The sequence below is a fragment of the Micrococcus sp. KRD128 genome, assembly GCF_017168395.1.
Classification (GTDB): domain Bacteria; phylum Actinomycetota; class Actinomycetes; order Actinomycetales; family Micrococcaceae; genus Micrococcus; species Micrococcus luteus.
This window is the reverse complement of record NZ_JABFAX010000019.1, coordinates 43,122-68,115: the sequence shown is the minus strand read 5'-3', so window position 1 is coordinate 68,115 and position 24,994 is coordinate 43,122. Positions and strand designations below refer to the sequence as shown.

22 protein-coding genes are annotated in these 24,994 nt (G+C 75.7%); 10 read left to right on the top strand and 12 right to left on the bottom strand.

Going from position 1 to position 24,994, the window contains the following annotated elements; translation table 11 throughout:
• Positions 1-51: 51 nt before the first annotated feature.
• Positions 52-828 carry a general stress protein gene (locus tag J1M44_RS09895; protein ID WP_060775291.1) on the top strand — a complete coding sequence of 259 codons (777 nt, stop codon included), beginning with the start codon at positions 52-54 and terminating at the stop codon, positions 826-828.
• Positions 829-834: 6 nt separating this feature from the next.
• Here J1M44_RS09895 and J1M44_RS09890 read toward each other — a convergent pair whose 3' ends face one another.
• Both J1M44_RS09890 and J1M44_RS09885 read right to left on the bottom strand, forming a co-directional pair.
• Complete coding sequence (locus tag J1M44_RS09890; RefSeq protein ID WP_060775292.1) at positions 835-2,640, bottom strand: pyruvate kinase; 1,806 nt, start codon at positions 2,638-2,640, stop codon at positions 835-837.
• A gap of 33 nt (positions 2,641-2,673) precedes the next feature.
• A complete protein-coding gene (locus J1M44_RS09885) occupies positions 2,674-4,281 on the bottom strand; it encodes an aminopeptidase P family protein (RefSeq protein ID WP_206480917.1) in 1,608 nt (535 codons plus the stop codon).
• A 64-nt stretch (positions 4,282-4,345) separates the two neighbouring features.
• Here J1M44_RS09885 and J1M44_RS09880 point away from each other — a divergent pair, with 64 nt between their 5' ends.
• Positions 4,346-5,206, top strand: coding sequence for a PHP domain-containing protein (locus J1M44_RS09880; protein ID WP_060775294.1), 861 nt, complete (start codon positions 4,346-4,348; stop codon positions 5,204-5,206).
• A gap of 117 nt (positions 5,207-5,323) precedes the next feature.
• Here the strand turns inward: J1M44_RS09880 and J1M44_RS09875 are convergent, their stop codons facing one another.
• From J1M44_RS09875 to J1M44_RS09855, 5 genes are all read right to left on the bottom strand, one after another.
• Positions 5,324-7,177: a DEAD/DEAH box helicase gene (locus tag J1M44_RS09875; protein WP_206480916.1), complete on the bottom strand. Its 1,854-nt coding sequence runs from the start codon at positions 7,175-7,177 to the stop codon at positions 5,324-5,326.
• A 251-nt stretch (positions 7,178-7,428) separates the two neighbouring features.
• On the bottom strand, positions 7,429-8,994 hold the full coding sequence (locus J1M44_RS09870; RefSeq protein WP_206480915.1) for an RNB domain-containing ribonuclease: 1,566 nt from the start codon (positions 8,992-8,994) through the stop codon (positions 7,429-7,431).
• 68 nt (positions 8,995-9,062) lie between these two features.
• A complete protein-coding gene (locus J1M44_RS09865; protein ID WP_144818696.1) occupies positions 9,063-9,287 on the bottom strand; it encodes a DUF3107 domain-containing protein in 225 nt (74 codons plus the stop codon).
• 120 nt (positions 9,288-9,407) lie between these two features.
• Complete coding sequence (locus J1M44_RS09860; protein ID WP_144818698.1) at positions 9,408-10,064, bottom strand: TetR/AcrR family transcriptional regulator; 657 nt, start codon at positions 10,062-10,064, stop codon at positions 9,408-9,410.
• A 25-nt stretch (positions 10,065-10,089) separates the two neighbouring features.
• A complete protein-coding gene (locus tag J1M44_RS09855) occupies positions 10,090-11,442 on the bottom strand; it encodes a glutamyl-tRNA reductase (protein WP_206480914.1) in 1,353 nt (450 codons plus the stop codon).
• A gap of 136 nt (positions 11,443-11,578) precedes the next feature.
• On the opposite strand from J1M44_RS09855, the gene hemE reads away from it, so the two are divergent.
• The 6 genes from hemE to J1M44_RS09825 are packed head-to-tail and all read left to right on the top strand — an operon-like array spanning position 11,579 to position 18,401.
• Positions 11,579-12,802 (top strand): uroporphyrinogen decarboxylase, encoded by a 1,224-nt coding sequence (gene hemE, locus J1M44_RS09850; RefSeq protein WP_206480913.1) that lies wholly within the window; start codon positions 11,579-11,581, stop codon positions 12,800-12,802.
• Positions 12,799-14,307, top strand: coding sequence for a protoporphyrinogen/coproporphyrinogen oxidase (locus J1M44_RS09845; RefSeq protein WP_206480912.1), 1,509 nt, complete (start codon positions 12,799-12,801; stop codon positions 14,305-14,307). Before hemE ends, J1M44_RS09845 begins: the two co-directional genes overlap by 4 nt.
• A gap of 49 nt (positions 14,308-14,356) precedes the next feature.
• Positions 14,357-15,073, top strand: coding sequence for a hydrogen peroxide-dependent heme synthase (gene hemQ, locus J1M44_RS09840; protein WP_065573452.1), 717 nt, complete (start codon positions 14,357-14,359; stop codon positions 15,071-15,073).
• Complete coding sequence (locus J1M44_RS09835) at positions 15,073-16,422, top strand: ferrochelatase (RefSeq protein WP_206480911.1); 1,350 nt, start codon at positions 15,073-15,075, stop codon at positions 16,420-16,422. Before hemQ ends, J1M44_RS09835 begins: the two co-directional genes overlap by 1 nt.
• 4 nt (positions 16,423-16,426) lie before the next feature.
• Positions 16,427-17,560, top strand: a complete 1,134-nt coding sequence (hemC, locus tag J1M44_RS09830; protein WP_065573450.1) for a hydroxymethylbilane synthase — start codon at positions 16,427-16,429, stop codon at positions 17,558-17,560.
• 1 nt (position 17,561) lies between these two features.
• Entirely contained in the window at positions 17,562-18,401 is an 840-nt protein-coding gene (locus J1M44_RS09825) for a uroporphyrinogen-III synthase (RefSeq protein WP_144824839.1), read from the top strand.
• Positions 18,402-18,423: 22 nt separating this feature from the next.
• On the opposite strand, the gene J1M44_RS09820 is transcribed toward J1M44_RS09825, so the two are convergent.
• The 4 genes from J1M44_RS09820 to J1M44_RS09805 form a co-directional block, all read right to left on the bottom strand.
• Entirely contained in the window at positions 18,424-18,705 is a 282-nt protein-coding gene (locus tag J1M44_RS09820; RefSeq protein ID WP_206396003.1) for a hypothetical protein, read from the bottom strand.
• A 99-nt stretch (positions 18,706-18,804) separates the two neighbouring features.
• Complete coding sequence (locus tag J1M44_RS09815; RefSeq protein WP_446724877.1) at positions 18,805-19,785, bottom strand: NYN domain-containing protein; 981 nt, start codon at positions 19,783-19,785, stop codon at positions 18,805-18,807.
• A 70-nt stretch (positions 19,786-19,855) separates the two neighbouring features.
• Positions 19,856-21,247 carry an aldehyde dehydrogenase family protein gene (locus J1M44_RS09810; RefSeq protein ID WP_002854945.1) on the bottom strand — a complete coding sequence of 464 codons (1,392 nt, stop codon included), beginning with the start codon at positions 21,245-21,247 and terminating at the stop codon, positions 19,856-19,858.
• A 57-nt stretch (positions 21,248-21,304) separates the two neighbouring features.
• Entirely contained in the window at positions 21,305-21,733 is a 429-nt protein-coding gene (locus J1M44_RS09805; protein WP_002854944.1) for an organic hydroperoxide resistance protein, read from the bottom strand.
• A 203-nt stretch (positions 21,734-21,936) separates the two neighbouring features.
• On the opposite strand from J1M44_RS09805, the gene hemB reads away from it, so the two are divergent.
• Both hemB and hemL read left to right on the top strand, forming a co-directional pair.
• Positions 21,937-22,923 carry a porphobilinogen synthase gene (gene hemB / locus J1M44_RS09800; protein WP_065573446.1) on the top strand — a complete coding sequence of 329 codons (987 nt, stop codon included), beginning with the start codon at positions 21,937-21,939 and terminating at the stop codon, positions 22,921-22,923.
• Positions 22,920-24,245: a glutamate-1-semialdehyde 2,1-aminomutase gene (gene hemL / locus J1M44_RS09795; protein ID WP_049158315.1), complete on the top strand. Its 1,326-nt coding sequence runs from the start codon at positions 22,920-22,922 to the stop codon at positions 24,243-24,245. The genes hemB and hemL overlap by 4 nt, the downstream gene beginning before the upstream one ends.
• A 28-nt stretch (positions 24,246-24,273) precedes the next feature.
• Here hemL and J1M44_RS09790 read toward each other — a convergent pair whose 3' ends face one another.
• Positions 24,274-24,960: a 3'-5' exonuclease gene (locus J1M44_RS09790; RefSeq protein ID WP_002854938.1), complete on the bottom strand. Its 687-nt coding sequence runs from the start codon at positions 24,958-24,960 to the stop codon at positions 24,274-24,276.
• Positions 24,961-24,994 lie beyond the last annotated feature (34 nt).

Genomic DNA, 24,994 nt, shown 5'->3' with positions numbered 1-24,994 from the left:
CGCACGGCGGACCCCCGCCCGCCCGGGCGCCGGGCCGGGCACAATGGGTCCATGTCGTTCATGATGTCCAGCCCTCAGCCCGGCGCCGAGCAGGGCCTGCCCCGCGGCGAACTCCTGGCCACCTACGCCACCTACGCGCAGGCGCGCGAGCAGGTGGACCGCCTCGCCGCCACGGACTTCCCCGTGAGCGCCGTGTCGATCGTGGGCAAGGACCTGCGGGTCGTGGAGCGGGTGCGCGGCCGGCTGAACTACGCCCAGGTGGCGTTGTCCGCGGGTGTGCGCGGCGTGTTCTTCGGCGGACTGATCGGCGTGTTCCTCTACCTGCTGGCCCCCGAGGCCGGCCCGGGTCAGATCCTCACCTCCATGCTCCTGGGCCTGGCGGTGTGGCTGATCTTCGGCGTGATCGGCTTCGCGATGCGTCGGGGCCAGCACGGCTTCGCGTCCTCGCAGGCCGTCGTGCCCACGGCCTTCGACCTCGTGGTCGCGTTCGACCACGCCGCCCGCGCCCGCCAGGAACTGGGCCTGGGCGGTGCCGCGGCCCCGATGCCGCCCGCGGCCCCGCAGCCGGCGCCCGCGCCCGCCGCGGAGGAGGCCGGGGACGGGTCCGTGCAGGCCACCCCGGCCGCCGCGCCGTCGTCGGGCGGGTCCCACGCGGCGCCCGCCCCCGGCGGAGCCGAGGCGCCGGCCCGGCCCGCCCCGGAGGCGGACCCCGCGCCCACCGGCCTGGACCGCTCCTACGGCGTGACCCTGCCCCCGGAGGAGGTCGCCAAGCTCATCGAGGCGCGCGGCGGCCACCCGCCCCGGCCCCAGGACGAGCCGCGCGGCTGAGCCCCGTCACAGGGACCAGGACTCGAGTCGCCGGAGCATGTCGCGCTTCTTGCTCGCATGACCGTGCATCCGGCCCAGGATGTCGCCGAGGACGGTGACGGCGCGGTCGATGTACGGGCCCTTGTTCAGCATCGCGGCCTCGGCCCGCTGCGCCATCGCGGCGTCCGTGATCTCCGCCCGTGAGGGCAGGCCGGTCTTGGCGAGGGACTCGAGGACCTGGGTGGCCCAGATCGCGGGCACGTGCGCGGCCTCGCACAGCCACAGGATCTCCTCCTGCAGCTCGGCCATCCGTGCGAAGCCGGCCTCCACCGCCAGGTCGCCACGGGCGATCATCACCCCGACGTCCCGCCAGCGCATCGCCTCGAGCAGCATCCTCGGCAGCTGCCGGAAGGCCTCCACCGTCTCGATCTTCAGCGTGATGTCCACGTCCGGCGCGTCCTCGGCCTCGAGCGCGTCGATCAGCTGGGCCACGTCCTCGGCCGAGCGGACGAAGGACATGTTCACCATGTCCGCGTGGCGGGCCGCGAACGGGATGTGGGCGAGGTCCTCGTCCGTGAGGGCCGGGATGTCCAGGTGCGTGTCCGGGAAGTTCACGCCCTTCTCCGCCTTGAGCTTCGCTCCGCGCGGACCGGCCTGGGTCACCTCGAGGGTGATCTCGTCGTCGGACACCGCCGTGATCCGCGCGCCGATCCGTCCGTCGTCGAGGGAGACCCGGTCGCCGACCTCCGCGTCGGCGAACGCCTGCGCCAGGGTGAGGCCGATCCGGTAGGGCGGTGCGTCGACCGCGGGGACCGGCTCGAGCGAGCGGGTCAGCACGATCTGCTCGCCCTCGTGCACGCGCATGGACTGCTCGAGCGGGGGCAGCGGCCCGACCTCGAGCGGCCCGTGCGGCGTCGTCAGTGCCGTGCCCGTCGCCCAGTAGACCGTCTTGTCCGCCCGCACGAGCACGCCCTCGCCGTCCACCCGCTCGACCTCCAGCCTGCGGTGTGCACCCCGCGCGTCGGTCAGCTCGATCTCGTCGCCGCGCTGCAGGGCCGCCAGGGTCTTCCCCTCCGGGGCCGCCAGCGGCACGACGACGGCGCCGTCCGGCCCGTCCGCCGCGGCCACGGCGTCGTGGGGCCCGGCGGTGAGCCACACACGGGAGGGCTCGGTGACGGTCCCGGATTGGTCCCGGGCGGGCTTCACCTTCACGACGCGCGGGCCCGGCTCGATGGGGCCCGTGCGCACCTTCGGCCCGGCCAGGTCCATCGCGACCAGGGGCGCGGGCCGGCCCGCACCGGCACACCGACGGACCGCCGCGATCATGGCGGCCCACGCCTGCTCGTCGTCGTGGGCGCAGTTCACGCGCGCCAGGTCCATGCCGGCCTCGGCGATCCGGGCCACGAGCTCCGGGTCCGTGGCGGCCTCGGAGGGCATCGTCACCATGATGCGCGCGTCCCGGTCGCCGCGGGCCGGACCGAGCAGGCTCGCCGCGTTGCGGGCGAGGATGGCGCGGCCCTCGGCGGAGGTCAGGGCGTCGTCCTCGGGCGCGGGGGCGGGGTCGCCGTCGAGCGCGCGGGCGGCGGCCAGCACCGCGTCCACGTGCCCCAGCACGCCGGCCTCCATGCGGCCCAGAGAGGACAGGCCGGCGTCGCTCAGCGCCTCCTGCAGGGGCCGCAGATCGGTGCCGCGCAGGGCGACGTAGTGCACGAGGTTCCGGGCCGAGGCCCGGTGGCGGTCTCGGACGCGGGAGATGAGGTCGGCGTGCTCCGCCTCGGCGGAGAGGAGGCGGTCGCGGAGGGCGGTGAGCTCGGTGGTCAGGTCGATACCCATGGTCCGAACCCTAGGAGCGCCCTCCGCGCCGGATCACGCCTGGAGCCGCGCCATCCAGGCCTCGATCTCGTCCGGGGTGCGGGGGAGGGCCGCGGAGAGGTTCTCGGCCCCGTCCTCGGTCACGAGGATGTCGTCCTCGAGGCGCACGCCGATGCCGCGGTACTCCTCCGGCACGGCCAGGTCCTCCTCCTTGAAGTACAGACCCGGCTCGATGGTGAAGACCATGCCCGGCTCGAGCACGCCGTCCAGGTAGAGCTCGCGCTTGGCCTGCGCGCAGTCGTGCACGTCGAGGCCGAGGTGGTGCGAGGTGCCGTGGGGCATCCAGCGCCGGTGGTGCTGGCCCTCGTCCGAGAGCGCGACCTCGGCCGAGACCGGCAGCAGGCCCCAGCCGTCGAGGCGGTCGACGAGCACCCGCATGGCCTCGGCGTGGAGCTCGCGGAACCGGATGCCGGGGCGCACGATCGCGAAGGCGGCGTCCGCGGCGTCGAGGACCGCCTGGTAGATGCGACGCTGCACGTCCGTGAACGTGCCGGACACGGGCAGGGTGCGGGTGATGTCCGCGGTGTAGAGGGAGTCGTCCTCGACGCCGGCGTCGAGCAGGAGCAGCTCACCCGGGCGCACGGCGCCCGTGTTGCGGATCCAGTGCAGGATCGTGGCGTTGTTGCCGGAGGCCGCGATGGTGTCGTAGCCCAGGTCGTTGCCCTCGAGGCGGGCGCGGGCGAAGAAGGCGCCCTCGACCACGCGCTCGCCGCGGTCGTGGCCCACGGCGCGCGGCAGGGCCCGCACGACGTCCTCGAAGCCCGCGATCGTGGCGGCCACCGAGGCGCGCATCCGCTCGACCTCCCACGCGTCCTTGACCAGGCGCAGCTCGGAGAGGAACTCGGCGGTCTGGGCGTCGGCCTCGGCCGCGGCGGCCAGGTCCACGCCGGCCTCGGTCCGGACGGCGGCCAGCAGGGCGTCCACGTCCTGGTCGGTCTCGGCCAGCAGCCGGACCGTGGTGCCGTCGGCGGCCACGTTCTTGGTGACGGCGGACTCGAGCTCCTCGAGCCCCGCCGTGCGCAGGCCGGTGCGGGCGGCCAGGCCGGCCAGGGTCGGACGGGGGCCGATCCAGAACTCACCCGAGCGCGAGTCCGCGTAGAACTGCTCGGTGTCTCGGCCGGCCAGGGGACGGAAGTACAGGGTGGCGGTGTGGTCCGTGCCGTCGTCGCCGGCGCCCGGGTCCGTGGGCTCGAGCACGAGCACGGCGTCCGGCTCGTGGTCCACGCCGAGGCCCGTCAGGTGGGCGAACGCGGAGTGCGCGCGGAAGCGGTAGTCGGTGTCGTTCGAACGGACCTTGAGGCGGCCGGCCGGCACCACGATCCGCTCGCCCGGGAAGCGCGCGGAGACGGCGGCCCGCCGCCGGGCGGCGTACGGGGCCGAGGCGTCGGGGTCGGGCAGGGCCTGCGACGACGGCGCCCAGTCGGAGGCCATGAAGTCGCGGAAGGCGTTCGAGGCGGGGCGCTGCGAGCGGTTGTCGACGCGCTCGGCCAGCGGCTGGGGGTTCACCGCGCCGGTGCCGTCGGACTCGGTCGAGTGCGTGTGCAGGTCGTAGCGGGCCTGGTCGGGGGTGGTCTGGGCGGGGTGCTGTGCGGCATCGGTCATGCCCTCCATCATGGCACCGGTGGGCGCGGGCAGGTCGGGGCCGCCGCGCGCGGGTCTCGGTACCATGGCCGCCATGGCCCGCTACGACCTGCACACGCACTCGACCGAGTCCGACGGCACCGAGCCGCCGGCCGACGTGGTGCGTGCGGCGGCGCGGGCCGGGCTGGACGGCCTCGCGCTCACCGACCACGACACGACCGCCGGCTGGGCCGAGGCCGCCCAGGCCGCGCGGGAGGCCGGACTGACGCTCGTGCCCGGCATGGAGATGTCCTGCACCTCCGCCGACGGCGTGAGCGTGCACGTGCTCAGCTACCTGCACGACCCCGAGGACCCCGCCCTGCTGCGGGAGGTCGGCCTGGCCCGCGACGCGCGGCTGATCCGGGCGCAGGAGATGGTGCGGCGCCTGGGCGCGGACTTCCCGATCACGTGGGAGCTGGTCCAGGAGCACGCGGCGGAGAACGCGACGATCGGCCGGCCCCACCTGGCCGACGCCCTCGTGACGATCGGAGCCGTCCCGGACCGCTCCGCGGCGTTCACGGAGATCCTCGCCGGCCGGTCCAAGTACTACGTGCCGCACTTCGCCCCGGACCCGGCCGAGGCGGTCGCGCTCATCCGGGCCGCCGGCGGGGTGCCGGTGTTCGCGCATCCCCGGGCGCGCATGCGCGGCCGCGTGGTGGGCGACGAGGTGTTCGAGCAGATGGCCGAGGCCGGACTGGCGGGGGTCGAGGTCGAGCACCGGGACAATCCGGCGGAGGAGCGCACCTGGCTGCGCGCGTTCGCGGACCGGCACGGGCTGTTCGTCACCGGCTCGTCCGACTACCACGGCACCGGCAAGCCCAATCCGATCGGCGAGCACACCACGGGCGCGGAGGTGCTCGCCGAGATCGAGCGGCAGGGCACCGGCACGGCGATCATCCGCGGCTGAGCCCGGACGGCCCGGGCGACGGCGGAGGATCCGTTGCGCGAATGACCCTTCCGGCCGCCGTGCAGGCGGTCAGAAGGGTCATTCGCGCAGAAGACTCCCGGGGCCCGGGAGGGACGGTCAGCCGTCCACGACCTCGCCGTTGCGGCGGCGCGTGCGGGTGCGGCCGCCCCGGCGACGACGGGCCTCGGCCCGGGCCTCGGCGCGCTCGGCCCGGCGGGCCTCGGTGAGCTCGACGCCGGCCACCGGCGCCGGCGTGCGGGCCGCGGGGGCCTCGGAGCGCGAGGCGGTGCGCTCGCGGCCCTCGCCGCGACCACGGCCCCGGCCCTCGGCGCGCTGCTCGGCGGGTGCCTCACCACGGCCCCGGCCCGAGCGCTCGGAGCGCTCGCCGCGGCCCCCGCCGCGCGCCGCGTCACGGCCCTCGCCGGAGCGGCCGCCCTGGCCCCGGCCGCCGCGCTCGCCGTCGCGAGACCGGCCGCCCTCACGGCCGCCCCGGCCCCGGCCGCCGTCACGGCCGCCGCGCTCGCCGTCGCGGGACCGGCCGCCCGCGCGACCCCGTCCGCGACCGCCGTCGCGCTGCTTCGCCTCGGGGCCGCCGAGGTCCTCGAGCACCTCGCCCTCGAGGCCCTCGAGCACGCGCTTGGCCTGGGGCAGGCGGCCCTTCGTGCCCTTCGGGATGCCGAGGTCGGAGAACAGGTGCGGGGAGGAGGAGTAGGTCTCCACCGGCTCGGGCTGGCCGAGGCCGAGCGCCTTGTCGATCAGGGACCAGCGCGGCATGTCCTCCCAGTCCACGAGGGTCACCGCCACGCCCTTGTTGCCGGCGCGGCCCGTGCGGCCCACACGGTGCACGTAGGTCTTCTCGTCCTCCGGCGCCTGGAAGTTGAACACGTGGGTGACGTCGTCGACGTCGATGCCGCGCGCCGCGACGTCGGTGGCCACGAGGATGTCCACCTTGCCGTTGCGGAACGCGCGCAGCGCCTGCTCGCGGGCGCCTTGGCCGAGGTCGCCGTGCAGCGCGCCGGCCGCGAAGCCGCGCGCCGTCAGCTCGTCCGCCACGCGGGCGGCCGTGCGCTTGGTGCGCGTGAAGATGATGGTCCGGCCGCGGCCCTCGGCCTGCAGGGCGCGGGCCACGAGCTCGTCCTTGTCCATGTGGTGGGCGCGGTAGACGAGCTGACGGATGTCCTTCTTCGTCAGGCCCTCGTCCTCCGGGTCCGCCGCGCGGATGTGGGTGGGCTGCGTCATGTAGCGGCGCGCCATCGCGACCACGGGACCCGGCATGGTGGCCGAGAACAGCATGGTCTGGCGCACGGCCGGGACGGCGGCGAGCAGGGTCTCGACGTCGGGGAGGAAGCCGAGGTCCAGCATCTCGTCGGCCTCGTCCAGCACCACGGTGTTCACGAGGTCCAGGCGCAGGTGGCGCTGGCGCATCAGGTCGATGAGGCGGCCGGGGGTGCCGACGACGATCTCGACGCCGCGCTGCAGCTCCTCGATCTGCGGCTCGTAGGCGCGGCCGCCGTAGATGGTGGCGATGCGCAGGGGGCGCCGGGCCGCGGCGGCCGTGAGGTCGCCGGCCACCTGGACGGCGAGCTCGCGCGTCGGGGCGACGATCAGGGCCTGCGGGGCGCCCGCGGTGCCCTTGGCCTCGAGGGCGTCCCAACCGGGCTCACCCGGGCCGATGGCGCGCTGCAGCGCGGGGATGCCGAAGCCGAGGGTCTTGCCGGTTCCGGTCTTGGCCTGGCCGATGATGTCGTGGCCGCCGAGGGCGACCGGCAGGGTCATGGCCTGGATGGGGAAGGGGTGGACGATGCCCTTGGCCTCCAGGGCCTCGACGATCTTGGGGTGCACCCCGAAGTCGGCGAAGGTCTGCTCGGGGGCCACGGGCGCGGCGTCCTCGGTGACGATGTCCTCCGCGATCTCCGCGACCGTCGGGTCGACGTCGGCGGGGGCGGGGGTGTGCTCGGAGTTCTGGGTCATGGCGACTCGCGTTCCTGGTCGGGCGTCGTCACGGCGGGCGGAAGGCCCGGCTCCGCCGTGCGCGCGGTTCAAGCGGAAGCCGATCGCGAGGCAAGCACGCGGAGCGGCCGACGGGCGGCGCCCCGTGGAACCGGGCCGGGCGCGCCGTGCGAGGCGGGCCGTGCCGGATCCGGCAGGTCATGGTGCCGTCCCGGGCGTCAGGGGCGCGGGCGGCGGGTCAGGGTGATCAGAGAGCGACCGGTCATCCTGGGTCAGCGTGAGCTGTGCGGCCAGTCTACCCCCGCGGCCGTGATCGCACCCGAGGCGCGGTCCACGCCCTCGATCCGCACGCGCACCCGGGTGCCCGCCGGGACGCTGCCCGGCACCCGCAGGCTCACAGCCGGGTCGAGCAGCCACACCTCCGTGCCGTCCTTCGCCTCGCGCACCGCGATCCCCTCGAGCTTCGCGCCGACGCGGGACTCGAGCGCCGCCGCCTCCACGAGGTCCGCCGCCGTCCGGCTCGCGGCCGAGGCCCGGCGCGACGAGTCCGCCATGAGGGCGGGCAGCTCGGGCAGGGCGCTGCGGACCCACGCGGGGGCGGGGACGCCGGTGACGTGGGCGTGGCACAGCGCCAGGACGAAGCGGTCCACGAGCCGGCGCAGGGGAGCGGTGGCGTGGGCGTAGGGGGCGGCGAGCGCGGCCTGGGCCGGTTCGGCCGGCGGCGTGCGCAGGGCCGGGTCCTCGGCCTGCGCGTCGAAGGCCGTGTACCCGGCGCCGCGGAACAGCCCGGTCGCCGCATGCAGCACCGCCAGGTGCCGCGCGTCGGCCGGGTCGAGGGAACGCAGGTAGGCGCCGTAGTCCTGGCCCTCGTCCCACGGGACGCCCAGGGCGCGCGTGCGCTCTCGGAAGGCGGCGACGGCGTCGGCGTCCGGCGCCGGCATCGTGCGCAGGATCCCGACCCCGGCGGCCAGCATCAGCTCGGCCGCGGCCATGCCGGTCAGCAGGGAGAGCTGGGCGTTGTGCTCCTCCGCCGGCAGCGGCGCCCGGTGCACGAGCTCGTGCGCCCCGTCCTCGGTGACACGGACCTCCTGGTCCGGCAGGTTCAGGGAGGCGCCGCCGCGGGCGGCCTCCTGCGCGGCCCGCCGTCGGCCCACCTCCGGCAGCAGCGTCAGCGAGTCGCGCACCTCGGCCGGCCACCCCTCGGCGGCGGCCCGGTCCGCGTCGGTGACCCCGGGACGCGGCGTCGTCGGCGCCTGCGCCCCCTCCCGCGCGTCGAGGAAGGCCTGCACCTGCCCGTACGTCAGCTGCGCCCGGGAGCGGATGCGGGCGCGTTCGAGGCCGGTCTCGACGACGGCGCCCGCGGCGTCCAGCAGGAACGTCCAGACGAACGCCGGGCGCTCGCGGTCGGGGAGCAGGGAGGCGGCGTCCTCGCTCAGCACCTCCGGGTGCAGGGGGACCCGGCCGTCGGGCAGGTAGACGGTCTGGCCGCGACGGCGGGCCTCGGCGTCCACGGCGCCGCCCGGGGCCACGAAGGCGGGCACGTCCGCGATCGCGTAGCGGACGAGGATGCCGTCGTCGTCGGCGGGGGTCAGGAGCAGGGCCTGGTCCAGGTCCGTGGAGCCGGCGGGGTCCACGGTGACGAACGGCAGGGCCGTGCGGTCCGCGTGGTCCGGGCTCCCGGTCAGGCCCGCGTGCACGTCACGCGCGGCCGCCTCCGCCTCGGCCAGGACGGGGGCGGGGAAGGCCGGCGGCAGCTCGAGCTCCGTCCGCAGGGCGGCGAGGCGATCGAGCAGGGCCGGGTCGGCGGGGCCGCGGAGGCCGAGGGCGTGAGGGGTCATGGCGGTGCTCCTGGGCAGGGGGCCGAGACGACGCACGCCCCGGCGGATCACCGGGGCGTGCGGGCGGGTCAGGAGGCGGCGAACCCGAGCGGGCCCGCCTTCTTCGCGCCGATCTCCACGAAGCCGATGCGGTCGCCGGGGACGACCACCTGGCGGCCCTTGGCGTCCGCCAGGACCAGCGGGGTGCCGTCGGCGACGGCGGCGTCCACGAGGGAGCGGACCTCGTCCGCCGACTGCTCGCTGTCGATGACGACCTCGCGGCCGACGTGCTGCACACCGATGCGGATCTCCATGGGGAACCTCTTCTCTTCGTCGCGTCCTGTGCGGTCCGCCGTCAGCCTACGGGACCGCTCGGCGGGGTGGACGGGCGCCCACGAGGTTCACCCGCGGGCGAAACGGGCCGGACGGCCGGGTCAGCGCGGCGCGTCGTCCGCGGAGGGCAGCGAGGCGAGGCCGCGCCAGACGAGCGCGTCCACCGTGCGGGCCATCTCGGCCGCGGCGGGGCGGGCGTCGGCGTCGAGCCGGTCCGCCCAGTGGCGGGCGGCGCCCAGGAGATAGCCGACGAGTCCGCGGGAGAGCACCTCGGCCTCGGCCTCGGCCACGGTGGTGTCCGCGCGGATGGTGCGCGCGACCTCGGAGGAGAGCAGCCGATGGACGGCCTCGCTGCGCGTGCGCACCTCCGGGTCCCCGTCGATGCCGGAGTCGAAGATCAGGCGGTGGGTCCGCTCGGGGGAGGCCATGTACTCGAACACGGCGGCGACGGTGGCCCGCACCCGTTCGCGGTTGTCCCGGCGGGTGTCCATCGCCGCCTCGAGGAGCGCGCGCAGGCTCGCGACCTCGGAGTCCAGCAGCTCGAGGAAGAGCTCGTGCTTGCTGGGGAAGTGCTGGTAGAGGACCGGCTTGGAGACCTCGGCCCGCTCGGCGATCTGCTCCATGGAGGCCCCCGCGTACCGCTCCGCGGCGAAGACCGCGCGGGCGCAGTCCAACAGCTGGCGGCGACGCTCGTGCCGGGGCAGACGACGGCCTCGCCCGGGCTCGTCGGGCGCGGTGGCGGCGGGGTGGGCGGTCACGGAGTCCTCCTGGCGCGGGGCCGGCTCACGCGATGCGCGCGGCGCCGCCCTCGTCCTCGTGCGCGGGGCAGGCCGCCTCGACCGCGCCCACGGCGGGGGCGGGGCGGCCGGGGGCCTCGATCCCGAAGACCGCCTCGAGGGCGTCCTCATAGCGGTCGAGCCGGCCCTCGGCGGCGAGTCGCTTGGCGCGCACGCTGGGTTCGTGCAGGAGCTGGTTCACCATGCGGCGCAGGGCGAACTCCACCTCCTCGGCGGCCGCCGTGCAGCCGTGGCGGGCACGCACGCGCTCGAGCTCCCGGTCGAGCACGCCGAGGGTGTGGCGGCGCAGGGCCTTGATCGCCGCGTCGGCACTGCGGCCGCGCTGCGCGGCGCGGTACTCCTTGACGGCGTCGTCCACGAGCGCGCGGGCCTCGGCGACGGCGACCTGGGCCTGCTCGGGGGCGGCCAGCCGCACCGACTCGAGGGTGATGAGGTCGACGTCCGGCAGGTCCGCGACGGCGGGGTCGAAGTCGCGCGAGAGGGCCAGGTCGACCACTGTGAGCGGGCGCCGTCCGCCCTCGCGCAGCTCCTGCAGGCGCTCGGGGCTGATCTGGCGCTCGCCACCGGAGGAGCCGATGATCACGTCCGCCTCGGCGACGGCACCGGCCACGGCCTCGCCGCCGAGCGCGAGGGCCCAGCCGCCGCGGTCCGCGACGAACTGCTCCGCGCGGCCTGAGGCCGAGTGCACGCCGACGGTGGTCGCACCCCGGTCCGCCAGCTGCGCCAGCGTGGTGCCGGCGTAGGCGCCCGTGCCGATCAGCAGGATGGTGGCCCCGGCCCAGAAGTCGCGCTGGGCCGCGGCGTCGGTGAGACCGCGCAGCTCCTCCGCGAGGTCCAGGGCGACGGAGACGACCGAGCGGCCGGCCGCGCCGAGCGCCGTGCGGGAGCCGACGTCCTTGGCCGTGCGCGTGGCGGACTCGAAGAGGCGGACGAGCGGGCCCGAGGCGGTGCCGGCCTCCTGGGCCGCCGTCAGGGCGCGTCGGACCTGACCGGCGATCTCGCGCTCGCCCACCACGGCGGAGTCCAGTCCGGCGCCGACCTCGAAGAGGTGACGGGCCGTGGCGTCGGCGTCGAGCGTGCGGAACGCGGTGTGCACGTCCTCGTCCGGCAGGAAGGTGGAGGCGGCGACGGCGGACAGCAGCCCCGCGCGGGCGGCCTCGACGCCGGCCCCGTCGGCCTCGGCGTAGATCTCCACGCGGTTGCACGTGGCCAGCACGACGGCGCCCGCCGCACCGCTGCCGGGCAGGGCGGGCCCGACCCCGGTCGCGCCGGCGCTGAGGCGGGCGACCGTGTCCAGGTCCAGGTCATGGTGGGAGGCGACGAGAGAGAAGACAGTCACAGCGGGCCAAGTCTAGCCCCGACGGCCCCGCCCGTCCGGGAAGGCGGACCTGACCCGGGCGCCGTCGACGACTGTGACGGCGCTCACGGAGGACGCGGATGTGCCACCGCGACGCAACCGGTGGGACACTGGGGGCATGTCCGCCCTGTCCCAGACCCCCGAGACCCCCGCGGCCGTCCCGGCACTGCCCGCCGAGCACCCGCTGCGCACCGAGGATCCGTCACGCTCGACCGCGGCCAGCCCGCTCCTTCGCGCGTTGCGCGGCCAGCGCCCCGACCGCCACCCCGTGTGGTTCATGCGGCAGGCCGGCCGTTCGCTGCCCGAGTACCGCCGGGTGCGCGAGGGGATCGGGATGCTCGACTCCTGCCTCATGCCGGACCTGGTCCGGGAGATCACGATGCAGCCGGTGCGCCGCCACGACGTCGACGCGGCGATCTTCTTCTCGGACATCGTGGTCCCCCTGCGCCTGGCGGGCGTGGACGTGGAGATCCAGCCCGGCGTGGGCCCCGTGCTCGGCCGGGCCGTCCGCACCGCCGACGACGTCGCCGCGCTGCCCGTCCTCGAGGACGCCGCCCTGGACGTCATCCGCGAGGCCGTCGCGGCCACCGTCGCCGAGCTGGGCCCGCGCCCCCTGATCGGCTTCGCCGGCGCCCCCTTCACGCTGGCGGCGTACATGGTGGAGGGCCGTCCCTCCCGCGACCACTTCGGCCCGCGACGCATGATGCACGCCGACCCCGAGACCTGGGCCGCCCTGGCCGGCTGGGCCGCCACCGTGTCCGGCCAGTTCCTGCGCGCCCAGCTCGAGTCCGGCGCCTCCGCCGCGCAGCTGTTCGACTCGTGGGCCGGTTCGCTCTCGGCGGACGACTACCTCGAGCACGTGCAGCCGCACTCGACGGCGGCCCTCGCCCATGTCGCCGACCTCGCCGGTCCCGGCGTCCCCGACGGCGCCCCGCTCCTGCACTTCGGCACGGGCACCGGAGAGTTCCTGCATCACATGCGTGACGCGGGCGCGACCGCCGTCGGCGTGGACCACCGCCTCACGCTCGCCGAGGCGCACCGCCGGCTCAGCGCGAACCCCGGCCCCGACGGACGCGGCGCCGTGCCCCTGCAGGGCAACATCGACCCGGCCCTGCTCGCCGCCCCGTGGGAGGTCCTCGAGGCCCACGTGCGCGACGTCGTCGCCTCCGGCGCCGTCGCGCCCGGCCACGTCGTCAACCTCGCCCACGGCGTGCCGCCGGAGACGGACGCGGCCGTGCTGACCCGCGTGGTCGAGCTGATCCACTCCCTGCCCGTGCCGGAGCGGGAGGGCCAGGACCCGGCACCGGGGGTCGAGACCGCCGAGCGGGAGGAGCGCGCATGAGCGGCACGGCGCTCGTGGTCGGCGGCGGCATCGCCGGCCTCGTCGCGGCCCACCGACTGTCCACGGCGGGCTGGGACGTGACCCTCGCCGAGGCCACCTCCGTGCTCGGGGGCGCGGTCTCCCCGCGCTTCCTCGACGTCCCCTCGCACGGCGAGACCGGGGCCCCCGAGACCCAGACCCTCGAACTCGACGGCGGCGCCGAGTCGTTCGCCGTCCGCGGCGCCGCCGTGCGCGCGCTCGTGGAGGAGCTCGGGCTGGGCGAGAAGATCGTCGCGCCCGAGCCCCTCGGCTCGTGGCTGCACGGTCCCGCCGGCCCCGTGCGCGCCCCGCGTCTCGGCATCGTCGGCATCCCCGGCGACCTCGACGCCGAGGACCTCGCCGCCGCCCTCACGCCGGCCGGCCTGGAGCGCGCCCGGCAGGACGCCGAGGTCCCCATGGATCGCTGGGCCGCCGCGCTCGCGGCCGGCGAGCCGGTGACCGTCGCGCAGGTCGTGGCCGACCGCCTCGGCGACGAGGTGCTCGAACGCCTCGTGGCCCCCGTCGTGGCCGGAGTCCACTCGGCCGACCCCGCGGTCGTCGAGCTGGCGCGCGTGGCCCCCGGCCTGCTCGCCGCCGCCGTGGAGCACGGCGGGCTGGCCGCGGGCGTCGCCGCGCTGCGGTCCACCGGGACCCCCGGCTCGCTCGTGGCCGGGCTGGACGGCGGCATGGTCCGCCTCACCGGCCGGCTCGTCGAGGCGCTGCGCGAGGACGGGGCCACCGTCCTGCGCGGCGTCCGAGTGGCCGCCCTGTCCCGCGTGCCCGCCACCGGCGGCTGGTGGGCCCAGATCTCGGACCGGGACGACGAGGTCGTCCGCGGGCTCGACGTGGACCGCGTCGTGCTGGCCGTGGACGGCGTCACCGCCTGGGACCTGCTGGCCCCGCTCTCGGCCGACGCGCTGGACCCCGACGCCGGCCCCGCCCTCGGCGAGGGGATCGCGCTGGCCACGCTCGTCGTCGAGGGCGCGGGCCTGGACGACGCGCCACGCGGCACCGGAGTGCTGGTCGGCGCCGGGACGGACGTGGCCGCCAAGGCCCTGACCCACGCCACCGCCAAGTGGGCGTGGCTGCGCGAGGTCGTCGCGCGGCCGCAGGAGGACGGCGTCGCCCGCCACCCCCACCGCCACGTGCTGCGCCTGTCCTACGGCCGCCAGGGCGGCGGGCCCGAGGCCCTGGGCCACCGCAGCGCGGACGAGGAGCTGCTCGCGCAGGCGCTCGTGGACACGGCGACTCTCACCGGGGTGTCGCTGGCGGAGGAGGACGTCGTCGCCCGCACCGTCACCCGCTGGCGCCGCTCCATCCCGCCGCAGGCCGGCCCCGACCGCGCGAAGGTGGACACGCTGATCGACTGGGCGCGGGACGTGCCCGGCCTCGACCTCGTGGGCAGCTGGGTGCACGGCACCGGGCTGGCCGCCGTCGTCGCCGGCGTGGACCGCACCCTCGGCGCCGACGCACCGCCCGCCGGCTGACCTCGCCCCCGACCACCCCTGACGCAATCGCATCTCAAGGAAGAGGACCATGACCAAGGACAGCACCACCACCCCTGCCGAGGCCGGCAAGGACTGGTTCACCACCTACACCGTGTTCGCCCGCCCGCAGGGCGAGCCCGGCTGGCTGGGACTGGAGGGCCGCGACGCGAAGCGGGCCGCGAAGGAGTTCGACGAGGCCGTCGCCCGGGTGGCCCAGACCGGCGTGACCGTGCGCGGCGTGTACGACGTCTCGGGCATGCGCGAGGCCGGCGACGTCATGGTGTGGATGTACGGCCAGGTGCCCGAGGACCTGCAGGCCGGCATCCGCGAGCTGCGCCGCACCCGTCTGCTCGAGGGCACCACGATGGTGCTCTCGGCCATGGGCGCCGATCGCATGGCCGAGTTCAACAAGGACCACGTCCCCGCCTTCGCCATGGGCCGCAAGGCCCTGAAGTGGCTGTGCTTCTACCCGTTCGTGCGCTCGTACGACTGGTACCTGCTGGACCCGAAGGAGCGGGCCCGCATGCTCCGCGAGCACGGCCAGCTCGGCCAGGACTTCCCGCAGGTGTGGGCGAACACCACGAGCGCGTTCGGCCTGAACGACTGGGAGTGGCTGCTGGGCCTCGAGGCGGACGAGCTGACGGACCTGGTGGACATGATGCGCCACCTGCGCAACAACGAGACCCGCCTGCACGTGCGCAGCGAGGTGCCGTTCTACACCGGACGCCGTCTGGAGACCGCCGAGATCGCGGAGGTGCTGGCCTGATGACCGCCGCCCCCGAGCCCCGCGCCGACGCACCCGTCCACACGGGCCCGGACGCCGGCGTCGCCCCGGCCCTCCGGACGCCCGAGAAGGCCGCCGCCGGCGTCGACTACGACGCGTGCGGCGTGATGGCCCCCAAGGATTACGACGCCCTGCTGCTCGCCTCCTTCGGCGGGCCCGAGGGCCAGGACGACGTGATCCCGTTCCTGCGCAACGTCACGCGCGGGCGCGGCATCCCGGACGAGCGCCTCGAGGAGGTCGCCACCCACTACCGCGCCAACGGCGGAGTCAGCCCCATCAACGCGCAGAACCGCGCGCTGAAGGCGGCCATCGAGACCGAGCTGGCCGCCCGCGGTCTGGACCTGCCCGTGTACTGGGGCAACCGCAACTGGGAGCCCTACTTCCCGGACACCCTCGAGCGGATGCACGCCGACGGGCACCGCCGCATCCTGACGGTCACCACCTCCGCGTACTCCTGCTACTCCTCGTGCCGCCAGTACCGGGAGGACATGGGCATGGCGATGGAGCAGACTGGCCTGACCGGGAAGGTGGACCTGGACAAGACGCGCCAGTACTTCAACCATCCCGGCTTCATCGAGCCGTTCCGGGACGGCCTGCGCGCGGACCTGGCCTCGTTGCGCGCGGAGCTGGGGGACGACGCGCGGATCCACGTGCTCTTCGCGACCCACTCGATCCCCACCTCCGACGCCGCCGCCGCCGGCCCGCGCGGCCTCGCCGCAGACCTGCGCGCGCAGGCGGGGGCGGAGCCGGGCGACGAGGGTGCGGACGTGTACTCGGCGCAGCACCTCGACGTGGCCCGCGAGATCCTCGCCGGCGTGCCCGAGGCCGCGGACGTGCCGTGGTCGCTCGTGTACCAGTCGCGCTCCGGCCCGCCCTCGGTGCCGTGGCTCGAGCCGGACATCAACGACGCGATGGAGCACCTCGCGGGCGAGGGTGCCGAGACGGACGCGCAGGGTCGTGCCGTGGCTGGCTTCGTCGTCGTGCCGCTGGGCTTCGTCTCGGACCACATGGAGGTGGTCTGGGACCTCGACACCGAGGCCAAGGAGACCGCCGAGGGGCTGGGTGTGGGGTTCCGTCGCAGCCCCACCCCGGGCACCGACCCGCGGTTCGTGGCCGGGCTCGTGGACATCGTCGAGGAGCGGCTGGGCCGGCGCGAGGGCCGCGCCGCGGCCGGCTGCTTCCCGGCCTGGTACGACGTGTGCCGGCCGGACTGCTGCGCCAAGGTGATGCGGGACGGCTCGACGCGGCCGACGACGTCCGCGGTCGACGCCGCCGTGCGCGGGCTGGCCGAGCACGAGGCGGGCGCCGCGGCCCCCGCCGAGGAGGCCTGAGACCGTGACCCCCCTGCGCATCGGCACCCGGGGCTCCGCCCTGGCGACCACGCAGACCACCCACGTGGCCGAGGCGCTCACGGAGCGCTCCGGCCTGGCCCACGAGCTGGTGGTGATCCGCACCGAGGGCGACGTCACCACCGGCTCTCTGGCCTCGCTGGGCGGCACCGGCGTGTTCGCCTCGGCGCTGCGGGCCGCCGTGCTCGACGGCGTCGTGGACGCGGCCGTGCACTCGCTCAAGGACCTGCCGGCCGCCCAGCCGGAGACCCTCGAGATCGCCGCGGTGCCGGCCCGGGCCGACCTGCGGGACGCCCTGTGCGCCCGCGACGGCCTCACCCTGGCGACCCTGCCCGAGGGCGCCCGGGTGGGCACGGGCTCGCCGCGCCGCGTGGCCCAGCTCAAGGCGCTGCGCCCGGATCTGGAGCTCGTGGACATCCGCGGCAACGTGCAGACCCGCCTGGCCCGGGTGCCCGGGCTGGAGCAGCACGACGACCACGCCCCGGCCGCCGCGGGCTCGCCCCGCGGTGACCTCGACGCCGTGATCCTGGCCTGCGCCGGGCTCGACCGGCTCGGCCTGGACCACGTGATCACCGAGCGGATCGACCCGGAGGTCATGGTGCCCGCCCCCGGGCAGGGCGCCCTGGCCGTGGAGATCCGGGCCGAGGACGAGTCCTTCCTCGGCCGGGCGCTCCTGGACCCCCAGGCGCCGGTCGGGAGGCTGCACGCCGCCCTCGAGCTGGTCGACGATCGGGACACCCACGTGGCGGTCACCGCCGAGCGGGCCCTGCTGCGTCGCCTCGAGGCTGGCTGCGCCGCGCCGATCGGGGCCGTGGCCCGCGTGAGCGACGGCGAGGCCGGCGCGCCGCGCATCGAGATGACCGCGATGGTGGCCGCCCTCGACGGCTCGCGCGTGCTGCGCCGGACCTCGTCCGTGCAGCTCGACCCGGTGCCGGCCGACGCGGCCGGTGACCCGGCGGCCGCCGACGAGTGGCTCGAGGACACCTTGTTCGTGGCCGCGGAGGCACTCGGCGTGCACGTGGCCGAGCAGTTCGTGGCCGAGGGCGCCGACCTGCTGCCCGGCACGGTGCGCGGGGTGGACCGGGGCGACGGCGCCCCGCGGCCCGACGACCCGGCCTGAGATGCGCATCCTGCTCACCCGCCAGCCGGCCCAGGCCGGCGACCTGGAGGCCGGTCTCGCCGGCGCCGAGGTGGCGGGGCGGCGGCTGCGGGTCGGCTTCCTGCCCCTGACCGACTTCGCGCTGCCCGACGACGACGGCCCCCTGCGCGCGCTGCTCGCGGACTGGGCGGGGGCCGACGGTGATGCGGTCGGGCCGGTGCGCTCGGACGGGCCCCGCTGGCTCGTGCTGACGAGCCCCAACACCGTGCGCGCGCTCAGGGCCGTCGGCTGGGACGGCCATGTCCCGCCGGGCGCGCGGATCGCGGCCACCGGACCGGGAACGGCACGGGTGCTGACCGAGGCGGGCTGCGACGCGGCGCCGTGGCTGCCGCCGGAGGACCGCTCCGCCGAGGGCCTGATCGCCGGACTCGCCACCCTGCACCCCCGCGGCGCCCGCGCGTGGCTGCCCCAGTCCGACCGGGCCCGGCCCCGCCTCGCCGACGGCCTGCGCGCGGCGGGCTGGGACGTGCAGACCGGGCTCGCCTACCGGACGGTGCCGTATCCGGCGCAGGCCGGCAGGCGGCTGCTCGACGGGACGGCGGACGAGGGCCGGGGGGACGTCGTGACGCCCGCGCGGCTGGCCGCGGTCGCGGCGGGGACCGCCGTGGTGCTCACCAGCTCCTCCGCGGCGGAGGAGTTCGTGGCCGCGGGTCTGACGCCGTTGGCGGGGGAGCGGGTGCGGCTCGTGGCGATCGGCGCGCCGACCCGTGACACGTGCACGCGGCGGGGTCTGCCCCTGCTCGGGACGGCCCCCACGCCGGACGCGGACGGAGTGCTGGCCGTGCTGCGCGCTGCGGCCTGAGCCGCCCGGCCGCACTCAAGGCTCAGTCGGGGCGGCCGCCGTCCGGGTCGGTCGCGTCGTCCTCCGTCGGCGCCGGGCCGGCGTCGTGCTTCTCGTCCTGCGGCACGCCGGTGGCGGCGGCCATGATGTCCACCCGCGGGCCGCGCAGGATGGCGACCGAGACGTTGGTGAAGCCCGTGTTGGCGAGCAGCTCCGAGGCCTCCTCGTCCGTCAGGTCGTACGCGTGCGCGAGCATGCGCACGTTCTCCGTGTAGAAGGCGTGCAGGCGGTCGACGCCGCGCAGGAAGCCCAGAGTGTTCCCCATGGCGGGGAGCCTACCGGGCGGGCGTGGTGGACGGGTGGCCGGCGGGTGAACGGCCGGTGGACCGGCTCGCCGCCCGCGGGGGACGACCGGCCGTGCCGCTCAGCCTTCCGCGCGGCGGCTGCGGCGGCGGACCAGCGAGACCTCCATGGTCCGGCCCTCGGTGCGCGTGCGCAGGTACGGCTGGTCCTCCACGAGGGTGGAGAGCTTGGAGTGCCCGAAGTCGCGCGGGTCGAAGTCCACGTGGGTGCGGCTCAGGTGCTGGCCGATCAGGGACAGCGTGGCCCAGCCGTCGTCGGTGCTCGTGGCGTTGACGGCCTTGGTGAGCGCGGCCTGCAGGTCGATGCGCGGGGCGGCGTCGGCCTCGTCGTGCTCGGGCTCGGCCTCGTCGTGCTCGGCTTCGACCGGCACCTCGGGCGGGGTCGGGTCCTCGGTGACGTCCGACGACGTCGCACGGCGGCCCCGACGGCCGGCTCCGGACTTCGCCTGCGGACCCTTCCCGTCCTTGCCTGCGGCGGCGTCCCCGGTGGGCGCCTCGTCCCTGGCAGGCGCCTCCTCGGCGGCGGGGGCCTCGGCGTCCGCGTCCGTGGCCTCGGGGGTGTCGGTGGCGTCGGTGGTCTTGGGCCCGCGACCGCGGCCTCGACCGCCGCGGCGGGACCCCGAGCGGCCGGAGCCCTCGGACGCCTTGGCGTTCTCCTCCTTGGCGGGGGCGTCCTCGCCGGTCTCGTCCTCGTCGACGTCCTGGTCCGTGGCGGTGCCGAGCAGCTCGAGGTAGATGAACTGGTCCACGGCGTTGCGCAGCGAGGCGGGGGTCTTGCGGGCGCCCAGGCCGATCACCCGCTTGCCGCCCTCGCGCAGGCGGGTGGCCAGGCGCGTGAAGTCGGAGTCGGAGGAGACGAGGGCGAACGCGTCCACGTTGCCCATCCAGAGCAGGTCCATCGCGTCGATGATGAGCGCGGAGTCCGAGGAGTTCTTGCCCACGGTGTAGGCGAACTGCTGGACCGGCTGGATCGCGTGGTGGTTCAGCGCCTTCTTCCAGCCGTTCAGGTTGGTCGTGGTCCAGTCGCCGTACGCGCGCTTGATCGTGGGGGTGCCGTAGGTGGCGAGCTCCTCGAGGATCAGGGGGGCGAAGGCCCTCCGACGAGGGCGGGTGTCAGGCGGAGGCGCTGGTGACGGGGTCCGCGACGCGGACCAGGCGCTTGTTCACGAACTCGTCCACGCCGTAGGGGCCCAGCTCGCGGCCGAAGCCCGAGCGGCCGACACCGCCGAAGGGCAGCCCGGCCTGGGTGGTGCCGTGCTCGTTCACGAAGGCCATGCCCACGTCGAGGCGGCGGGCCGTGGCCTCGGCGAGCTCAAGGTCGTCGGACCACACCGAGCCGCTGAGGCCGAAGTCGGACTCGTTGGCCAGGGCGACGGCCTCGTCGACGTCCGCGGCCCGGTGCACGACGGCGACCGGGCCGAAGAGCTCCTCGGACCAGGCGCGCATCTCGCGGGTCACCCCGGTGAGCACGGTCGGCTCCATGAAGGCGCCGGCGCCGGCACGGGCGTGACCGCCGGTGCGCACCTGCGCCCCGTGGGAGACGGCGTCGTCCACCAGCTCCATCAGGTCCTCCCGAGCGGAGGTGCTGGACATGGGGCCGACCTGGGTGCCCTCCTCGCGGGGGTCGCCGACGGTCGCGTCCTTGAACGCGGCGGTGAGCTTCTCCACGAACTCGTCGTAGTGCTCGTCGAGGACGATCATCCGCTTGGGCGAGTTGCAGGCCTGCCCGGCGTTGCTCAGCCGCGCCTTTGCCGCCGTCGCGGCCACGGCGTCGAGGTCGCCGCCGAGGACGATGAACGGATCGGAGCCGCCCAGCTCCAGCACGGCCTTCTTCAGGTGCTGACCGGCCGCGGCGGCCACGGAGGCGCCCGCGCCCTCGCTGCCGGTGAGGGAGACGCCCTGGACCCGCGGGTCGGCGATGATGCCGTCGATCCGGTCCGAGCCCACGAGCAGCGTCTGGTAGACGCCCTCCGGGAGGCCGGCCTCGGTGAGCAGCTCCTCGAGCCGCAGGGCGGAGGCCGCGCAGATGGAGGCGGGCTTGAGCAGCAGGGTGTTGCCCAGCAGCAGGTTGGGGGCGATGAACCGGGCCAGCTGGTAGTAGGGGTAGTTCCACGGCATCACGCCGAGGAGGACGCCGAGCGGCTCCTTCTCCACGCGCGTCGAGTTGGCGCCGTGGGCGGGGAGGGCGTCGTCCGCCAGCAGCTGCTGGGCGTTGTCCGCGTAGTAGCGGAAGATCTGGGAGCACAGCTGCGCCTCCCCGACGCCCTGGGCGAGCGGCTTGCCCATCTCCTCGGCGGCGATGTCGGCGAGCTCGTCGGCGTGCTGCGCGAGCAGGTCCGCCGTGCGCCGCAGGACCTCGGCGCGCCGGACGGGGTCGGTGCTCCGCCAGGTGGTGAAGGCGTCCTGGGCGGCGGCGAGGGCGTCCTCCACCTGCTCCTCGCTCATCGCGTCCCAGGTGCGGACGATCTCTCCGGTGGTGGGATCTTCGGTGCGGAAACCGGCCATGGGTGGTTCTCCTTCGATACTGGGTGGCCCGGCCCCGGTCGGGGCCGGGGTGGGGGGTCAGTCGTCGACGACCTGCACGTCCACGCGGATGTTGCCGCGCGTGGCGTTGGAGTAGGGGCAGACCCGGTGAGCCGCGTCGGCGAGCTGCTGGGCCTCGTCATGGGGCAGGTCGGGGATCACGACCTCGAGCACGACGGCCAGGCCGAAGCCCTCGCCGGCCCTGCCGATGGCGACGCGTGCGCCCACGGAGGAGTCGCCGAGCTTCTTCTTGGCCTGACGGGCCACGTTCTGCAGCGCGGAGTGGAAGCACGCGGCGTAGCCGGCCGCGAACAGCTGCTCGGGGTTCGCGCCGTCGCCGCTGCCGCCCATCTCCGCGGGGACCGCGAGGTCCAGTGCGATGCGGCCGTCCGCGGTCTGGACGTGGCCGTCGCGGCCGGCGCCGGTGGCGACGGCCTCGGCGGTGTAGAGGGGGCCGATCTCGATCATGCGGTGCCTTCCTTGCCGGTGACGGGTCCGGGTGGCGGGCCCGAGGCGCGGGTGGCGCGTCTCCGCGCTCACGAGCGAGCGTAGTCCGCGGTCAGGTTGTGCGCAACCGAATTGCCGCGGGGAGTCGGACGGCCGTGCCCCGATCCCCCCGCCGCCCCGCGCCGACCGGCGCGTCCCGCCGCACCGCGCCTAGACTCGAGGCCATGTCCTTCCCCCATCAGCGTCCCCGTCGGCTCCGCCAGTCCGCCGCCCTGCGCCGGCTGGTCGCCGAGACCCGCATCCACCCGAACCAGCTGATCCTGCCGGCCTTCATCAAGGAGGGCGCCGCCGAGCCCGTGCCGATCGCCTCGATGCCGGGCGTCGTGCAGCACACCACGGACTCGCTCAAGGCCGCCGCGGCCGAGGCCGCCGAGCTGGGTCTAGGCGGCATCATGCTGTTCGGCGTGCCGGCCACGCGCGACGCCGTCGGCAGCGCCGCCCTGGACCCGGACGGCGTCCTGAACCGGGCCATCCGGGACGTGAAGGCGGAGGTGGGGGACGGGCTCGTCGTGATGTCCGACCTGTGCCTGGACGAGTTCACCGACCACGGCCACTGCGGCGTGCTCACCGCCGAGGGCGCCGTGGACAACGACGCGACGCTGGAGATCTACGCCCGGATGGGCGTCGCGCAGGCCGAGGCCGGTGCGGACGTGCTCGGCCCCTCCGGGATGATGGACGGCCAGGTCCGCGTGATCCGGGAGGCCCTCGAGGGCGCCGGCCACCACGAGACCGCGATCCTCGCCTACGCCGCGAAGTACTCCTCGGCGTTCTACGGGCCGTTCCGCGACGCCGTCGACTCCCAGCTCACGGGCGACCGCAAGACCTACCAGATGGACGCCGCCAACCGGAGCGAGGCCCTGCGCGAGGTCGCCCTCGACCTCGAGGAGGGCGCGGACATGGTGATGGTCAAGCCCGCGATGAGCTACCTGGACATCGTGCGCGACGTGGCGGACATGGCGGACGTGCCCGTCTCCGCGTACCAGATCTCGGGGGAGTACGCGATGATCGAGGCCGCCGCCGCGCACGGCTGGATCGACCGCCGGGCCTCGATCGTCGAGTCCGTGCTCTCCATCCGGCGCGCCGGCGCCGACTCCGTGCTCACCTACTGGGCGGCCGAGCTCGGCCGCTGGATGAAGGAGGGGTCCCTGTGACCGCGTCCCACCCGACCACCAACGCCGCCGCCTTCGCCGCGGCCCAGGCCGTCATCCCCGGCGGCGTCGACTCGCCCGTGCGCGCCTTCGGCTCGGTGGGCGGCACGCCCCGGTTCATGGCCGGCGCACGCGGCCCGTACCTGACCGACGTCGAGGGCAACGAGTACGTGGACCTCGTCTGCTCGTGGGGCCCCATGCTGCTGGGCCACCAGCACCCCGAGGTCGTCGAGGCCGTCCACGCCGCCGTGGACCGCGGCCTCGGCTTCGGCACCTCCACGCTGGAGGAGACCGCGCTGGCCGAGCTGATCGCCTCCAAGGTCCCGGTCGAGCGCGTGCGCTTCGTGTCCACCGGCACCGAGGCCACCATGACGGCCCTGCGCCTGGCCCGCGGCGTGACCGGCCGCAACCTGATCGTGAAGTTCGCCGGCTGCTACCACGGCCACTCGGACGGCCTGCTGGCCGCGGCCGGCTCGGGCGTGGCGACCGCCGCCCTGCCCGGCTCCGCGGGCGTCACCGAGGCCGCCGCCTCCGAGACCCTCGTGGTGGACTACAACGACCGCGCCGCCGTCGAGGCCGTGTTCGCCGAGCACGGCGAGCGCATCGCCGCGCTCATCACGGAGGCCGTGCCCTGCAACATGGGCGTCGTGGAGCCCGCCGAGGGCTTCAACGCGTTCCTGCGCGAGATCACCCGCCGCCACGGCGCGCTGCTGATCTGGGACGAGGTGCTCACCGGCTTCCGCGCCACCGCCACGGGCGGCTGGGGCCTGTCCGGACAGTCCGAGGGCTGGACCCCGGACATCTGGTGCTTCGGCAAGGTGATCGGCGGCGGCATGCCCGCGGCCGCCCTGGGCGGCTCCGCCGAGATCATGGACCACCTGGCCCCGCTCGGTCCGGTGTACCAGGCCGGCACCCTCTCCGGGAATCCGGTGGCCATGGCCGCCGGCCACGCCACGCTCTCCCGCGCCGACGATGCCGTCTACGCCGCCGTGACGCGCGCCTCGGACGCCGTGCGCGAGGGCCTCGTGGCCGCCCTGGACGCCGAGGGCGTGGACCACTCGATCCAGCGGGCCGGCACCCTGTTCTCCCTGGCGTTCGGCACCTCCGACACCGGCGTGCGGGACTACCGGGACGCCCAGGGCCAGGAGGTCTTCCGCTACGCCCCGTTCTTCCAGTCGATGCTGGCCTCCGGCGTGTACCTGCCGCCGTCCGTGTTCGAGGCCTGGTTCGTCTCCGCCGCCCACGACGACGCGGCGGTCACCCGGGTGCTCGACGCGCTGCCGGCCGCGGCGAAGGCGGCCGCGGCGGCGACGCCCCAGGGCTGAGACCCGGGTGCGGGCCGGGGCCGGGCGCTCAGCGCTCGGCCTCGACCGGCCAGTGGCGCGAGACGGTGGCCTGCGGGTCCTTGCGCCGCAGGTACTGCTCGAAGCTCTCCGCCTGCTCGGCCTTCCAGCGGACCTGCCGCTCGTGCAGGTCCGCCGGCGCCATGCGCAGCTGCTCGTACTGGGCGGCCAGGGCGTCGGCCACCTGGACGGCGGCGAGGGCGTCCGCCGCGGAGGTGTGCGCGTTCTCCAGGGTCACCCCGTAGTGCTCGGACACCGCGGAGAGCGTGCGCTTGCCCTTGCGGAACCGGTCCACCTGCTTGTCCAGCACGAACGGGTCGATCACGGGGCGGGCCTCGAGCGGCGTCAGCCCGTGGCGGCGCGCCTCCCGGTCCATCACCGTGAAGTCGTACACGCCGTTGAACGCCACCACGGGGATGCCCGCGGCGAACAGGTCCCGCAGGGTCTCGGTGATCTCCGCGACGCCCTGCGCGGCGGGCATGCCCTCCGCCTGCGCCCGCTCCGTGGTGACGCCGTGGACCTCGGCCGCCTCGGCGGGGATGGGCACGCCCGGGTCCACGAGCCACTCGGCCGACGACGCGGCGCGGCCGTGCTCGTCCACCATCACCAGGGTGGCGGTCACGATCAGCGCGGTGCGCGGATCACGTCCGGTGGTCTCGAGGTCGAAGCCGGCGCGGATGCTCTCATGCCAAGTCACGCGCCTCACGCTACCCGGAGCGGCGGACACGACA